We start from the raw sequence: 14,886 nt of genomic DNA on the forward strand, positions 1-14,886 counted from the left end.
GGGTGCTTCTCGCCTCGATCCTGCTGGCAGGTCTCGCCGGATCGGCCACCGCCTCGAGCGGCGCGCGGTCGCTGCCGCAGGCGATCGATCATGGCCAGATGGGCCAGACCTGGCCTGTCGCCGAACCCGATCTCCTGTCGCTTATTAAGGCCAGGCTGGACCATGCAAAGGCGACCGGCAAGCTCGACGAGATGAACCGCAAGTTCGCGGAGAGGGTGAAGTCGCGGGTGATGCGCCCGGTGCCGGTTGCGGGCATCTCGCCGGCCGAGGAGACCCGCAGCTGGGAGTTCGACCCGTCGATCCGGATCGACAAGGACATCCGCGATCACAAGGGCAACCTGATCGCTGTGGCAGGCCAGCGCGTCAATCCGCTCAGCGCCTCGCCCTTGAGCAAGAAGCTCGTGTTCATCGACGGTGACGATCCCGCCGAAGTCGCCTGGGCGATTCAGCACGGCTCCGATGCGCGCGCCAAAGTCATCTTCGTGTCCGGCTCACCCTTCGAGCTCATGAAGGTCCATCAGCGTCGGTTCTACTTCGACCAGGAAGGTAGGTTGACGGGCCATTTCGGCATCCGAAGAACACCCGCGCTCGTCGAGCAACGCGGCGACGTGCTTCTCGTGACCGAACAAGCCATTCCTCGCAGGGGGAAGGGCGCATGAGCCGTTTGCGCGATCTTGTGCCGGCGCCGCTGGCCGCGCCCGAGACGCCTGATCTCAGGGTGGCGCGGATGCGGACCATCATCGGGCTGTGTTTTCTTGCTGTCATGGTGCTGTTCTTCGGCGAGCTGCGCGCAGCTGTTGAACCGATCGCTCTTGCGTCCCTGGCGGCCGCAGCAACTTTCGTTGCAGTGCAAGGCTGGCAATGGATCTCCGCCAAGAAGTCGGCGGACGATGCCTGGCTGATGCGGGGTGACAACGATGCCTCGTAGCCTCCTTCTCATCCTCTCCGCGATCGTCGCCGCGCTGATGGGCTTTGCCGTTCAGGCTCAGACGCCGCCGACGCCCGATCCGGGGCTGCCCGGAGGCAAGGGCAGCTGTCAGGGCAGTTTCGTTAATCCGGTCACTGATGTGTGCTGGGGTTGCATGTTCCCCCTCTCGCTCGGCTCTCTCGATATCTGGCCGTCCTCGCGTGCCGATACCGATAACCCCGACCTTCCGATCTGCGCGTGCGGCACGCCGGTGCCGCGGATCGGGCTCGCGGTCGGGTTCTGGGAGCCGGTGCGCCTGATCGATGTGACGACCAAGCCCTGGTGCTTTCCCAATCTTGGCGGGATCAAGCTCGATCCGGGGTTCTCCATCGGGCACGGCTATGTCTCCGACGCGGCGCAGAAGGGCGGGCAGTCGCAGAACACCGCCAAGTACCATGTCCACTACTACATCTACCCGCTGCTCTATTGGCTCGAAGTCGTCACCGACTTCCTGTGCCTAGAGGCAAGCTCTTTCGATGTCGCCTATCTGAGCGAGGTCGATCCGCTCTGGCAGGACGATGAGCTGGCTGCCCTTCTGAACCCCGAGGCCGCGCTGTTCACTTCCGTAATAGCTCAAGCGGCGTGCTCGGCCGACTGCATCTCCGCATCGTCGAAGTTGCCGATGGATGAGCTCTTCTGGTGCTCCGGCTGTCAGGGATCGATGTATCCCATGAACGGTAATGTCGGCGCCAACACCGGCGGGATGAAGCAGTCCGGCCGCCTCGCTGCCGAGCGCATGGTCTACAAGCTCCACCGGCAGGGGCTCGCTTGGGGCACAAGCGGGCCGAAGGCACTGTGCTCCAAGTACATCATGCCCATCCTGAAGAAGAGCCAGTACCGGCTTCAGCAGGTCAACCCGACCCCGATGGTAAGCGGGCGCGAATCCTGCTCGCCGATCGGCGCCACCACGATCCTTCCCAAGTCCGGTCAGGTCTATCCGGTCAAGGGCGAGGATGTAGGCTTTCTCCTCTGGAGGAAGCGCAACTGCTGCATGTTGTGAGGAGCGTCAGGCGCATGAACCGCAAGATCCCGATCATTGCAATTGCCGCCACTGGCTCGCTCGCCGCCGCCGCGGTGCTTGCGCAGGAGATCGAAGGGCTCGACATAAAGGCGATCGAGGCGCGCAGCGAAGCAGTGAAGGCCGACGCACAGGCGCTGTTCGATTACGCGACCTCCAACGCCGAGACCCAGCGCGAGGCAGCGCAGACGGTCGTTGACGACGGCTACCGGCAGATCGAGGATCTGGACGTCTCGCACGTGGCGGCGGGCACCGGACCTGTCGATTTCGACGAGATCGTCGCTGGTGCCAGAACCGGGACGGCGCGTCCCAAGGGCGCGCCTCTCTTCGTCGCCTTCGCCAGTCTGTCTATGCCCGAAGAGGCGTTGGCTACGATGATCGCCGATACGACGCGGGCAGGGGGCGTGATCGTCTTTCGAGGCTTTTCGGCCGGTAACCCGCAGACCTTCATGGCCGGCATTCGCAAGGTGGTCGACCAATCGGGCGCCAGTAACATCGCCATCGATCCGCGCTTGTTCCGGTCCTTTGGTGTTGACCGCGTCCCGACCTATGTGGCGCTTTCGACCGACTTCGAGCCGTGCGACCAGCTCGACTGCGTGACGCCGCCGCCGCCGCATGATCGCATTGCTGGCAATGTGAGCGTTTCATATGTTCTCGAGACTTTCGCTAATGCGGGTGGCCCGGGCGCGCCTGCCGCCCGGCTCGGGCTCGCTAACCTGCGTGGACAGCGGTGAATGGGGTCCGCCTCCTTGCCGCCGGGTTGGCGCTCGCCGCTTGCGGCCACCTTGCTTATGCGCAGATGGCATCGGGCGATGCGCGCACAGAAGGCGAGGCGATCGCCAAGGGCGTACGCGATAGCAGTAACGCCGGCATTCTTGGTAATGGTGCGCCTGCGAATGTCCCTGGGTTTGAGGGCACCGATTTTCCGCAGCATGACTTTGTAGATGATCCGATCGGACTGACGGCAGCCGGAGAGGCGCAGCGCTACCAGGACAATTACCGCGTCGTCATCGATCCCTATCGGACGATCGTTGATCCGACGACCATCGACCTCTCGGCCGCTCAGACCATCGCTGGCGATCCCGAGAGCTATCTCGGGTCCGCCACGCCCGGTGGCGGAAGCACTGGAACCTGCAACCCTCTGCCACCGGGAGGGGGCGGGGCAGTCACCTATCTTGAAAGCTGCAATGCGGGATCTCAGCCGTACGATGAGGCGCGGACCTGTAATGCGGCTCTTTCGGTGATCACCGAGGGCTCTCGCTATTGGGAGTATTCGTGTTATTCGGATGAACCTCAGCCGGGACATTCGGGTGTCTGCTGGGCGATCCAAGGTGCTCTTCAGCAAGGGAATTGCACCTTGATTGACAGGGACAGGGTTGGGTTTTCCTGCCTACAATGGGTTTACCCCCCACAAGGCGGTAGGCCGTGGTGTGCTGAGCCCGGTGAGCCGCTTTATCGTGAAACGTGGTCTTGTCCCGCTCAGCTCCCACCTCCTGCCCGCGGCTTTGAGCGCAACACGGTCCGGGTTGTCAGCGAGCATATCGACGAGGCAGCTTGCAACTCCGCTAGGGGCGATGCGACGTGCACCCTGTCCAGCGAAGTCTGTACCAGACCAAACGAAACGCGGATCATCGGGGGTCTCTCCGTCACACGTTCTTGCTGGGAATGGAGTCGGACATACCAGTGCGCTGGTTTGGCGCCCGCGAACGATTGCAGCGCGCTCGAGGCTCGCCCTGAATGCAGGTTCAGCCATGACGAGTGCTTGAGCTACGACGCCGACGGAACCACCTGCAACGTCTACGATCGCTGGTTCCAATGTACCACGCCCAACACCGGCGCTGCGCCGCCGCCCGCCTACGTCTGTGCGGGGGATCTTTATTGCATCGACGGCGAATGCACACAAATCGAGCGCGAGGCGTCCAGCGAGTTCAAGGACGCGATGGTCGCCATGAATGTTATGGGCGAGCTTCGCGACGGCTTCGATCCAGACCGCCTCAAGATCTTCAGTGGCGAGAACCTCAAGTGCACCAGGAAGGTTTTCGGCCTGTCAAATTGCTGCAGCGGTAAAGGTGTTCCGCTTCTGACCCCTTTCCTCTGCAGCCGTGAGGATAGGGATGTCGACAAGCGCGACGATGAGGGCCTGTGCCATTACGTCGGCACCTATTGCTCGGACCGTGTTCTCGGCGTCTGCGTGACACGCAAGCAGTCTTATTGCTGCTACGGAAGCAAGCTTGTCCGCATTCTCAACGAGCAGGGCAAGGCACAGCTCGGTATGCAATGGGGTCGGCCAAAAGACCCTGATTGTGAGGGGTTCCTCATCGCACAGTTTCAGCAGCTCGATCTCTCGCGAATGGATTTTCGTGAGGTCTACGCCGAGTTCGTCGACGCCGCCAAGCTTCCTGATGAGGTCGAGATGTCGATCCAGATCCAGCAGAAGATCGAGGCCTACTACAACACCCACGGGGGAACCTGATCATGAGCAGCGCCGACATTCTAATCTTCGGCGATGGTACTAGTCCCTTCCCCCGGGGCGAGGTCCTCGACCTTGCGGTCAGCGTCGCGATCGGGCGAGATCTCGCCCGCACAAAGGCCGAGATGTTCGGCCTCGTCTCTGATTGGTTTCTTCGCCCGGCCTCCGATGGCGAGATCAGCGCCTCCATCGGGCGGCTACTCGCCCGAGGACAAATCTCGCGGATCGGTGAGGGGGAGTTCGACTTTTGCCTGACTGAGGCTGGCGTTGATTCCACCACCACGCTTTCGGGAGGCATGATCCGGATGATCGACCGCGGCCGCGGCCTCATCAAGACATCCTTTCTCATGCAGATGCTCGATCTTGACGAAGGGAAATGCTCATGACCCGCAACCTTGCCATCCTGAGTCTCGCCGGCGCTCTCGCGGCAGTGACGATCCCCGCCTTGGCGCAGCCTCCTGCCGATCCTAATCGTGATGCGTTCTACTGTGATGAACGCAAGCTCGGTAGCTGGTTTTACTGCAACTCTGAGGAAGCCAGGCGGAAAGCGCGCGAGGCCGCGCAGTCTTCGGCTCCTACTGCTCCCGCCACAGAGCGCCTGGCTGCCATCACCGCGCAGCTTGATGAGCTCAAGGCGAAAGCCATTCTCGACCCGACCTCCGAGAACATCGTCGCCTATATCCGCTTCCAGCGTGAGCAGCTCGACCGTGCGTCGACGTTCGCTGATACGTGGAGCAGATCGATCTGGCAGAACCCCGATCTCGATTACACGCTCGAGCGTCCGGTATCGACACTCGCGAAGCAGACCTGGACTGCAGATCGGGCAGCACAGCGCGATACCACGATGGCCGACCTCACGCAGCGCTACGGCGTGTTCTACTTCTATTCTTCGTCGTGTTCAGCATGCCGGACCTTCTCTCCAGTGATGCGGGCACTTTCCGATCGCTACGGTCTTGAGGTTCTTGCCGTGTCTATGGACGGCGGCCCGAATGAGCAGTTCCCGAACTATGTCGTCAACTCCGGCCAGTATCAGCGGATGGGACTTCAAGGCAACGCCGTCCCCGCTCTCGTCTTGTTCGATACGCAAACCAAGCGACCCGTGCCGATCGGCTACGGGGTGATGGCTGCCGACGAGGTGATGCAGCGCATCCTCTATCTCACCCAGATCGAACCCGGGAGTGACTACTGATGGAACCCAAGAACCCAATTCCCGGCCGCTCGAAGGCGTTCCGACTGACAGGCTCGGCGCTAACCGTAATCGCATCCCTCGGTCTGGCCGCGTCGCCGGTTCAGGCTAATGTCGGTAACGAGCTGAACGAGTTTTTCGACGACATGGGCGCCGCTGCGAATGCGACCGGGCCCGTTGCCTATGAGGGCCAGAGTGCCGGATATTATTCGGGCGGCAACATCTGGACACGTTTCCCCCAGAAGACGGTCAACCCCGCGAACCTTCAGCTACCCTCTGTGAAAGCAGGCTGCGGCGGAATCGACATCTTCGCTGGTAGCTTCTCGTTCATCAACACCGATGAAATCGTCGCCATGCTCAAGGCTACCGCCAACAATGCACTTGGCTTTGCGTTTCAGCTGGCAGTCAAGTCCATCAGCCCCCAGATTTCTGCCACTATCGAAGAGATGGCGCAGAAGGTTCAGCAGATGAACCAGTTCAACATGAACAGCTGCGAACTTGCTCAAGGTCTCGTCGGCGGCCTGCTTCCCAAGAGTGAGCTTTACAGCTCGGAAATCTGTAAGGCTGTCGGCAACAGCCAGGGCTTCTTCACCGATATCGTTAATGCGCGGAAGCATTGCGCAGAGCCTGGTGAGCGCAACAACGCTATGGCCAACAACACCGATCCTGGCATTCCTCACGAAAGCTATAACTTCACATGGAAGATGTTGAAGGACAGCTATCCAAGCTTCTCCGATAACTTTCGTGAGTACCTCATGAATTTTGTCGGTACCGTGATCTTCGTGCAGGACGGGAACAGCGAGGGTCTCACCGCTGGATACAGCTTTATTCCTTCGGGCGATGATGCACTCCTCACTGCAATTCTCGACGGCAGTAGCTCGATCCGCATCTACAGCTGCGGCGCTGACAGGGACAAGTGCCTGAGGCCCACGCAGACGACGATCTCGATTCCGGCTAACCAGGCTCTCAAGCCTCGGGTTCATGCGATGATTACGAGCATGAATGCGAAGATCAGGTCGAACAGCGCTTTGACCAACGAGGAAATTGCGCTTCTCGGCGCTACGAGCATTCCGGTTTACAAAATCCTCACGGTGAACGCTGCCGCAACCCTCGGCGGCCTTACCAGCAGTGACATCAACGAACTTGCCGAAACGGTCGCGATCGATCTCCTCGAGGTTATCGGCCAGCGATACTACGCCTATGCACAGCAGGGCGTATCCACCTTCCACAATGCGCCCGAAGAAGCTTTGTCTCAGTGGCGTGACCAGATCAGCGCTACCGGCCGCGTCCTTGGCCAGAAATCCGAGCGGCTGACCGATCGCCTCGTCCGCACCAAGAACATCGTTGATCGCGCCGTGTTTCTCGAGAGCACGCTCAGGAACAATGTCTCGCCTCAGATGTCAGCCGCTCTTGCCTTCAGCACCTCGCTGTCTCGCCAGGGTGTTCAGTAGGGAACTGTTGCCATGATGGAGATCTTCACGATCGGCGGCGGCGAATACATCGTCAATGTCTTCAATGCCGTCGCTGCCTGGACTGGGGGAGGGGGGTTCCGCTCACTGCTCAGGGTCGTGTTGGTTATGGGCTTCATTTATGCCTTACTCATCATGGCGCTGAGGCTGGATTGGCGTGTCTTGTTCAACTGGTTCCTCGGGGCGACCCTCATGTACGGGGCTTTGATCGTCCCGACGATGACTGTGAAAGTTACCGATCGCCTCAATCCTTCGCTCGCCCCCGCAACCGTTGCCAACGTGCCCCTTGGCCTTGCGATGATTGCGTCCGTTAGCTCGACTGCCGGTGACTGGTTGACGCGCACGGCCGAGACCGTTTTCGTGATGCCAAATTCACTTCAGATGTCGAACAACGGCTTCATCTATGGAGCTCGTCTCTGGGATCGCACTCAGGATTTCCGCATCCGGGACCCCCGGATCAGCGCCAACCTCGAAGAGTACAACAAGCAGTGCGTCTTTTATGACATTCTCCTAGGGTTCAAACCCTTCGACCAGATCGCAAATTCCCAAAACATCCTTGTCGACATGGGCCCTGGCTCGCCGGCGCGTGCGATGAAGTGGGTGCCAGAAAGCGGCACTCCTTCGATCATCACCTGCGAAGCCGGCTACGTGAACCTCGTCAATGGGATCAACGCCTACTCGGATCTTGCCCTGCTTGAAGAGGGCCGGAAACTCTTCCCCGGGCTGACCCCTGCGCTCGCGCGCGCCAAACTCGTTGCCGACCTTCCTGTTATCGGAAGTCATTTTCACGGCGGCACGCAGACCGCGCAGCAGATTTTCCAGCAGCGATCGCTTGTGAATGCGTTTCTCCAGTCGCGAGCCAATCTCGGCGCGGCCGACGGCGATACGTTCGCGGTTCTTCGTGCAGAGGAGCAGGCGAGGAACACCTACACCTCGATCGCTCAGCAAGCGATGACCTGGGTGCCGCTCCTCAACATCGTTCTCACTGTCGTCTTCTATGCGATGTTTCCTGTCATTTTCCCGCTCTTTCTCATTCCGAGAAGCGGTCCGACGGCCCTCAAGGGCTACTTTACAGGGTTCTTCTATCTGGCTTCCTGGGGCCCGCTCTATGTCGTTCTTCACATGTTCATTATGGATCGCACGGCTGATGCGATGAATGCGGCTGCGCCCGGCGGTATCACGATGGCCGGCATGGCTGGTATCGATGCTGTTAACACCGACACCGCCACCATTGCCGGTTTCCTGATGATGTCGATCCCTTTCCTTGCCGCTGGCATGGCTCGTGGAGCGATGGCGGTGTCGTCTCAGGCAACCTCAATGCTTGCGCCGGCGCAATCCGCCGCGGAAGCAGCAGCTGTTGAGCGGACCACTGGCAACTACTCCTATGGCAACGAGAGCTTCATGAATCTCTCAAGCTTCAACAGACAGTCAAACCAGTGGAATACGGCTCCAGCATTCACTGGCGGGGCTGCGACCATCTCCACTGTCAACGACAATGGCACGCTTACGAAAACCTTCGCGGATGGTTCTACCGGCTACGACGTCCGGCCGGGTCTTAGCAATCTCGCTTTCTCTGCGTCTGTCAATTCCAGCAATGCGGCCGAGCGAGCGGAAACCCTCAGCGAGCTGGAGACGGCCCGCAACACGCTCTCTCAAGAGCGCTCCCGAGCGGTTTCACTCGCCGAGCGTGCGTCCAGTCGTCAGACAACGGGCGTACGTAATTCCAGCGGCAGCGAAAGCACCGCAGGCGTTCGTTCGGGTGAGAACCTGCAAAGTTTTGATAATCAGTCTCTGGATAGCAGGGACACCGTCAGCGAGGGTGATCGTGTTTCACGCACGCAAGGCGGCCAGCAGATCAGCACCGATCGTCTCGAAACGACACGAGGAGGGTCCGCCAGTCTTGGAGGCTCCGTCGGGCAGGGTGGCGGTCGCGCCGCAAAGGGGCAGGGTTCGCCGCAGGGAGGTAGCGGCGCGGCTCTTGGGGGCAGTGTGCAAGCTGGCATCTCCGGCGGACGTGTTCGTAACGACACGGTAAGTCGCGGTAGCGAGCGTTCGGAGACGACAGGCTTCGATTCCTCGACATCCGATAGTCGCTCGAATGGTTCCAATGCCACTCAGGATACTGGTAGCTATAGCCAAAGCGGCACCTTCAGCAGAAGTGAGGGTTACAACGAAAATGCCTTCTCCAGAGAGAGAGCTCTTGAGGAGGTTCGTAGGATCGACGATCGCATTGCTGCAATTGACGAGCTCGCCACCTCAATCAGCAACAACACTTCAACCCGTGAGGGCGTCGGCTCGAATCTTCAAAGCAATCTGGATAACATCGTGGTCGCTAGATATTACGATACAGCCGCACGCCTTGGCCTCGCTGTACCTCGTATCGAAGAGACCGCTCCATCCCCGCAACAGCAGTTGGCTCGCGACGTCGTTGTTCGTGAAATCGTTTCCGATTACTACGATCAGCAGGTTGCACCCTTCAGAGATGTAATTCCCGAGCGCGGATCGGTTACCGGCAACATTTCTGGACCAGGCGATTTCAGTGAGCGCGACTTGCGTTCGGATAGTCCGCGCAGCTCCGTTGGCGGCTCTCGCAACCTTGGTGTGACACCCTCGGAAAACGGCGTCGCAGAACGAATTGGTGAGGGCGGGCGTGCGCTAAGAGGACGCTTAGATGCCAACACTGTGCGCGCCGGCCAATCTAGGACTGAGTTTGATGCCGATCGTCGTGGTGAAGGCGGGGCCGATGATCGCTTCAATGAGCGGTTTTATGACAAGGATCAGAGGTAATCTGAGGAGTTGTTCCCAATCTGGGATGATCTTGCCTTACCAGAAAAGCACCGCAATGATCATAAATCCGAGAGCACCGAGAAGAAAGCCGACAGGATGGCTCTTTTGTGGTTGAAGCTCGTTCCTATCGCCGCAAGCGTTAGGATAAACCCCGATCTCCCTTAGTGAGCCACCGTAAACGCTGCTGCTCGCGTCGCCGGCCAGAGCTCGGACCACTGGATCGCTATCGATCGAATATGAATCTGAATGGTTCACCAGCGTTCTCCTGCTGATTTCGTAGCATTTTTGCGTCTGCAACACAATCGTTGGCGCAAAACTGCAGAAAGCCTAGGAGACGGGGTAGCCGTTCATCTGCTATGGTGATCGCGGGACGCGCGAATTTCAGGATGGGGAGAGGGAGGTTGTCGGCAAAGGCAAGCCTCCGCGCATTCATGACAACCAAGACGCACGCCACATACATCGATCTGCGGGAGCGCATTCTTTTTGGCGACCTGAAGGCTGGGGATCCCTACTCTTCAAGCGACATGATGCGGGATTATGGGATCGTCGTTGGGATGGCCCGGCGCATTCTCGTCTCCATGAAGGTCGGGGGGTATCTTACCCGCTCGGGCCCGTCCTATGTGGTCTCATCGTTTTCACATGAGCAGGTGGAGGAATGGCGTATCGGGCTGGGATCGCTTGTCGAAATTGGCGCCCTGCGCATGACTCTCTCTGGTGGCCAGTGGCTGGAGGACTTCACCCGATATGTTGAGAAGAACATCCGTCATGTTTCGATCGATGACGAGGACTTCTTTCAGGCTGCAATTGGGCTGACGAATATGGTCCTCGGCGGGCCGAATTCCACGCTTGCCGCGATTGTCGATCAGTTCATCCCGCAAGTGTTTTTTAGGTTGTTGTGGATGGCCGACTTCTATTCCGAACGTCGTGGCTACCTCGTTGAAGCCAGTGACCGCTTTCTGGTTGCAGCGCATGCTCGCGACCTGGCCGGCGTGAGAGCCGCCAGTCGACTTTTTTTCGATGGAAATGCGCCTGGGCTTCACGTTCTCATTGATAACATGGGGAAGGGCATTTATCCCACGAACGACCGCAAGAACGGCTTTCAGGTCATTGAAACTCTTGCCTCTGGCAGCACCACCGATATCGGCGACCTTCGTACCTTTACGCCTATTCTTACACCGCTGAGTGAAACATCCCTCAAAGCCTCACCAGTTTTTTAGCTCTATTGCCGATTGGTTCTGAAGGATGAAGTCGCATCGCGACCGCTTCCGCTGCACAGTTGCGGACGTCCTTACCACCAAGACCCATCACTAGTTTTTCGGCTGATTTTCTCATGCCATTGAGTGATCGTTTATTCAGCTTCGCGGCCGCAGCGTAGGCCACCGCGACTTTGGCTGCCTTCACATAGTCTTCCGCCAATCGCTGTGGGCCTATCGCGCCGACGACCGTCAACATTAGGCGTTGGCGTGCCAAGCTCGCTCTTATTAGGTCTCCGCCCTCAGCTTCCTGTTGGAATTCATGCAGCCGATTTTTGATACCGGGCAGAGCTTCTCCGCAGTCCATGGATGAGAGCCTTACGATGGCCATTGCCTCCATCCCCGCCAGCACGGTCATGCGTTCGTCTAAGGCCTTTTGTGTTGGCGCGAACCAGAAGTATTCCATCCAGTCGGTAACAATGAAGCCGCCAGCATAGAGATCCTCGAAGGCCTTCTCCGCCCATTTCTGACCTGCCTTGGCTCCTTTTGCCACGAGCTCCGGGCTCGCCCGCTCCTTCTCTATCGATGACGATATGTAGACCCGTCTCAGCTTCTCGATGCGAGCGTCGGTGCTGACGTCCATCATGGCTATCGCATCGCGATAGAGCTGCTCGAGGTTCCGTCTCATGGTGTCATCGTATCACGCATGGCTGGCGGTTCAATTCTCCTCAAACCAACCGCCTCCGCGGACCTCCTGTTCGAACTCCGAGATCCGCTGCCACTCGACGGCAACCTCATCGAGACCGTTAGCCTCCAATAGCTCAGCGCAGATTTGGTCTATGTGTTGTGGATCGTCGGGGATCGCCTTCTCGTCTTTGTAACGGCGCACAGCGCTCATCACTACAAGTCGCTTTTCATAATGTCCCATCGTCTGCTCGCTTGGAACTCTACGCGTTAACCACACACCTGCATGGCTTCTAATCTTCAACTAAGCAAGCGAACAAGTGACTGATTTAGTTTCTCACTCTGCCTAACGCCTTTGCCGTTGCTCCAGAGGCAGACCTAAGTTTTGCGCCGTATCGAAGCGCTGTTGACGGCGATGTCCAGCGCAGCGCCTGCGCGATTGCCACGCCATCCTGACCATTTGCGATCAGGTCCTGTGTGAGGCCCACGCGGAGCGAGTGCGTCGAAATCTTAGCAAGGAAAGCCGCGATATCGTGCCCGGGGACGTCGAAAACCCCTGCTGCCCACGCATTCTCTATGACTCGCTTGTAGATCGCGTTCACGCCATGGCGGGTCAACGCTTCGCTGCCTGCCGTGTAGACCGTAATCCCCTGCTCTGCAGGGCGACCCTCGAAGCGCTCCACGAAGTTGCGCGCATTCCCCGGTATGGCGTCCCAGCTGGTCGGCGTGATCGCTCCGCGTCCCTTGCGTCTGGTGACATGCACACGCCGGAACACAGCCCCCCGGTTGATGCCGGCCGCGTTTCTCCACAGAGCGATGCGCCGCATCGTGTCGGGAGATAGCCAGGCATACGCGCCTTCGCCTTCCTGATCGGTCTTGGAGTAGGGTATGAAAAGCTCTCCCGAGCCATCTCGCTGAGGCTCAAGGTGTTCCACCCGGACCGCACAGAGCTCGCTCACCCGCAGTCCCGCATCGTAGCCCGTTGAGAGGAGGGCTCCATCGCGCAGGCCGGTAAGCGTATCGTCGCAGAACGAGAGAAGGGCGGCGATCGTAATCGGCGAGGTTTCGGACGAAAGCTCCTCGCCGAAACGGATGGCTTCAGCCTGGCGCACGCGCCCTCCATTTGTCCGGCGTAGAGCCTTGAGCTTGTTCTTTACCAACCGCGATTGTGGTCCTTCAGGATCAAGGCCGAGGATCGTGTGTGCGGTAGAGATGCTGGCGACACGCCGCGCGAGCGTAGAGGCCTTCGCTTTTTTCCGCGATCGCGCTTCGAGATAACGCACTATCGTCTCTGCTTCTGCGGGGAACGCGGTGCGTTTTTGAGCCATGCACCAGTCGACAAAGCAGTCCAAATCGCTCGCGAGCGCGAGCTTGGTGTTGAGGGCCATCGCATCAAGCGCTGTCTCGAAGCTGAGTTGGCTGATCGGAGGAAGCTCATCCGAGGCTCCCGCCGCGAGCGCCCCAGCGAGCCGCAGCTCGGCTCGTGTTTCCGGATCGGCTCGGTCTTTGCGCCTGCTGACGGTGGGTATCCTCGCCAGGGGGTCAACCACGACGATGTCCTGTTCGCTGCCGCCTGGTGGTGAGCCGGCCCCTTTCATTGAGAACCTCCAACGAAAGGATTGCGGATTACGACGGGCAACCCGAGCGCGGAAAGATCATGGCCGTCGTGCATGTCTTCGCTCAAAACTACACCGCATCCTGCCTTGGCGGCGGCTGCAAGAATCTGAGCGTCATAAATTGAGTATCCCGTCTGCGCAGCGATTGCGAACGCCCGGTTGTGAACCGAGATGGTCAAGGGATGCACTTTGCATTGCTGACGTACCAGGCTTCGAACCGCTTCGATCTCTTCCCAGTCCATCTTCGCCTTCCGCCGGCAGACGGCTGTCATTTCCGCAAGGTTCTGCACCGATACATGACCCCCTGCGCGTAGAACCTCTTCTGCGATCGCCGCCTTACGCGTGTCTGCGGATATGAGGTAGAGGAGCACGTTCGTGTCGACGAAAGCGGCCATCACCGCTCATGCGCCTCCATGCGGTCGAACTTGAAATCGGCGGGAAGCATGCCTCGCATCGATTTGACCCGCTCAAACAAAGCCTCGGCATTCTCCGCACGCTCAGCCTTTGCAAGTGCGAAGGCATCGGAGCCCGCAGCGTAGATCTCGATGTTGTCGCCTGCCTTGAGGCCGAGCGCCTTCACCACTGACGCGGGCAAGCGGATCGCCAGACTGTTTCCCCATTGCGCAACCTGCATTTCTTTGGCTCCATTCTCACGGAGCGGATATACGTGCAAACCTTGAGGATATCAACAGGCTCACGTGAAATGAAAGGGCGGCTCGCCCGCCTCCTTTCATGGGAACGGTGAGAAGCCTTCGGCAACGGGCCTGGTCGTTGTTCATTATAGCAGATCACCCGCTGCACTCGAAGCATGGCGTCTTTGATGATCACAGTACTCAACGGGTTTTCGTGAATGTTTTCGAACTCGATGCTGATCTGATCGTCATATTCCGTGATGCCCTCAGCGTGGCAGCGTTAGGCTTGCTTGACAAAATCGTCTGATATGCTCCTAGGTATCCAGGAAGTCCCATTCGCTGCCAGTGACCCAGCGCAATGCACTCAGCTTGCCGTTGAGCATTCCCCATTCGAAATCGTCCCAAGGCCCGAGGTTGTCTTCGCCAATCTCGTTCCTCGTCCGCTCGCCGGCGGCCAAGGCGGCCGCCAGAGTGCTGCGCGTAATTTGGTCCTGTCGGTAATTACCCTTCTCAGTCTTGCCCAACTCGTCCACGATCTCGATCTCGCCACTCTCGACGCGACACATTAGATTGAGATGGCGGTTGTACCAGACCTGACGGAAAAGCAGGTGTTCCGCCTCCAATATCTCGCTCAAACTGCGGGGCTTTTCCTCATACTCAAACTCCCACTTCAATTCTTCCATCCAGTCGGGAGCGTAAGCGTTTAGCACCTCCCCGAGGGCGAGGGCATATGTGGAACCCTCTGCCGCAAATAACTCTGCGATATCGGGATGCGGCGCTCGCTCATCGGCGCTCATGTTCGAGAAGTCGTATCCATCCGGCGGGGGCCGCCTTGTCTGGGTAGGTATTGAGCGCTCTTTAGCG

General features: G+C 59.1%; 15 protein-coding genes and 1 pseudogene. 10 read left to right on the plus strand and 6 right to left on the minus strand.

Annotated features, from left to right (window positions below; all coding sequences use genetic code 11):
- Window positions 1-2 precede the first annotated feature (2 nt).
- From traW to AX692_RS17910, 10 genes are all read left to right on the plus strand, one after another.
- Entirely contained in the window at window positions 3-659 is a 657-nt protein-coding gene (traW, locus tag AX692_RS17865; RefSeq protein WP_269135524.1) for a type-F conjugative transfer system protein TraW, read from the plus strand.
- Window positions 656-928 carry a hypothetical protein gene (locus tag AX692_RS17870; protein ID WP_073977157.1) on the plus strand — a complete coding sequence of 91 codons (273 nt, stop codon included), beginning with the start codon at window positions 656-658 and terminating at the stop codon, window positions 926-928. The genes traW and AX692_RS17870 overlap by 4 nt, the downstream gene beginning before the upstream one ends.
- Window positions 918-1,967, plus strand: coding sequence for a conjugal transfer pilus assembly protein TraU (traU, locus tag AX692_RS17875; protein ID WP_073977156.1), 1,050 nt, complete (start codon window positions 918-920; stop codon window positions 1,965-1,967). The genes AX692_RS17870 and traU overlap by 11 nt, the downstream gene beginning before the upstream one ends.
- Before the next feature lie 14 nt (window positions 1,968-1,981).
- A complete protein-coding gene (gene trbC, locus AX692_RS17880) occupies window positions 1,982-2,719 on the plus strand; it encodes a type-F conjugative transfer system pilin assembly protein TrbC (RefSeq protein WP_073977155.1) in 738 nt (245 codons plus the stop codon).
- 26 nt (window positions 2,720-2,745) lie between these two features.
- The gene (locus AX692_RS19345) at window positions 2,746-4,458 is read left to right on the plus strand and encodes a conjugal transfer protein TraN (protein ID WP_155647206.1); all 1,713 of its coding nucleotides are present in this window, start codon (window positions 2,746-2,748) and stop codon (window positions 4,456-4,458) included.
- 2 nt (window positions 4,459-4,460) lie between these two features.
- Window positions 4,461-4,841, plus strand: coding sequence for a hypothetical protein (locus AX692_RS17890; RefSeq protein ID WP_073977153.1), 381 nt, complete (start codon window positions 4,461-4,463; stop codon window positions 4,839-4,841).
- Entirely contained in the window at window positions 4,832-5,644 is an 813-nt protein-coding gene (gene traF / locus AX692_RS17895; protein WP_419470524.1) for a conjugal transfer protein TraF, read from the plus strand. Before AX692_RS17890 ends, traF begins: the two co-directional genes overlap by 10 nt.
- Window positions 5,644-7,092, plus strand: a complete 1,449-nt coding sequence (locus AX692_RS17900) for a conjugal transfer protein TraH (protein WP_073977152.1) — start codon at window positions 5,644-5,646, stop codon at window positions 7,090-7,092. The genes traF and AX692_RS17900 overlap by 1 nt, the downstream gene beginning before the upstream one ends.
- A gap of 12 nt (window positions 7,093-7,104) precedes the next feature.
- Window positions 7,105-9,897 (plus strand): conjugal transfer protein TraG N-terminal domain-containing protein, encoded by a 2,793-nt coding sequence (locus AX692_RS17905; protein WP_073977151.1) that lies wholly within the window; start codon window positions 7,105-7,107, stop codon window positions 9,895-9,897.
- A 431-nt stretch (window positions 9,898-10,328) separates the two neighbouring features.
- The gene (locus AX692_RS17910) at window positions 10,329-11,114 is read left to right on the plus strand and encodes a hypothetical protein (protein ID WP_155646370.1); all 786 of its coding nucleotides are present in this window, start codon (window positions 10,329-10,331) and stop codon (window positions 11,112-11,114) included.
- Here the strand turns inward: AX692_RS17910 and AX692_RS17915 are convergent.
- The 6 genes and pseudogenes from AX692_RS17915 to AX692_RS17945 all read right to left on the minus strand — a co-directional run.
- Window positions 11,092-11,778 (minus strand): hypothetical protein, encoded by a 687-nt coding sequence (locus AX692_RS17915; RefSeq protein WP_073977026.1) that lies wholly within the window; start codon window positions 11,776-11,778, stop codon window positions 11,092-11,094. The two genes, AX692_RS17910 and AX692_RS17915, sit on opposite strands and share 23 nt — an antisense overlap.
- A gap of 30 nt (window positions 11,779-11,808) precedes the next feature.
- Window positions 11,809-12,018, minus strand: a complete 210-nt coding sequence (locus AX692_RS17920) for a hypothetical protein (protein ID WP_155646371.1) — start codon at window positions 12,016-12,018, stop codon at window positions 11,809-11,811.
- 85 nt (window positions 12,019-12,103) lie between these two features.
- Window positions 12,104-13,372 carry a tyrosine-type recombinase/integrase gene (locus AX692_RS17925; RefSeq protein ID WP_073977800.1) on the minus strand — a complete coding sequence of 423 codons (1,269 nt, stop codon included), beginning with the start codon at window positions 13,370-13,372 and terminating at the stop codon, window positions 12,104-12,106.
- Window positions 13,369-13,785: a PIN domain-containing protein gene (locus AX692_RS17930; protein WP_073977801.1), complete on the minus strand. Its 417-nt coding sequence runs from the start codon at window positions 13,783-13,785 to the stop codon at window positions 13,369-13,371. The genes AX692_RS17925 and AX692_RS17930 overlap by 4 nt, the downstream gene beginning before the upstream one ends.
- On the minus strand, window positions 13,785-14,024 hold the full coding sequence (locus tag AX692_RS17935) for an AbrB/MazE/SpoVT family DNA-binding domain-containing protein (protein ID WP_073977427.1): 240 nt from the start codon (window positions 14,022-14,024) through the stop codon (window positions 13,785-13,787). Before AX692_RS17935 ends, AX692_RS17930 begins: the two co-directional genes overlap by 1 nt.
- A gap of 312 nt (window positions 14,025-14,336) precedes the next feature.
- Window positions 14,337-14,886: pseudogene (locus AX692_RS17945) on the minus strand (hypothetical protein); the annotation flags it as partial.

The sequence above is a fragment of the Erythrobacter donghaensis genome (genome assembly GCF_001557325.1).
Lineage (GTDB): Bacteria > Pseudomonadota > Alphaproteobacteria > Sphingomonadales > Sphingomonadaceae > Erythrobacter > Erythrobacter donghaensis_B.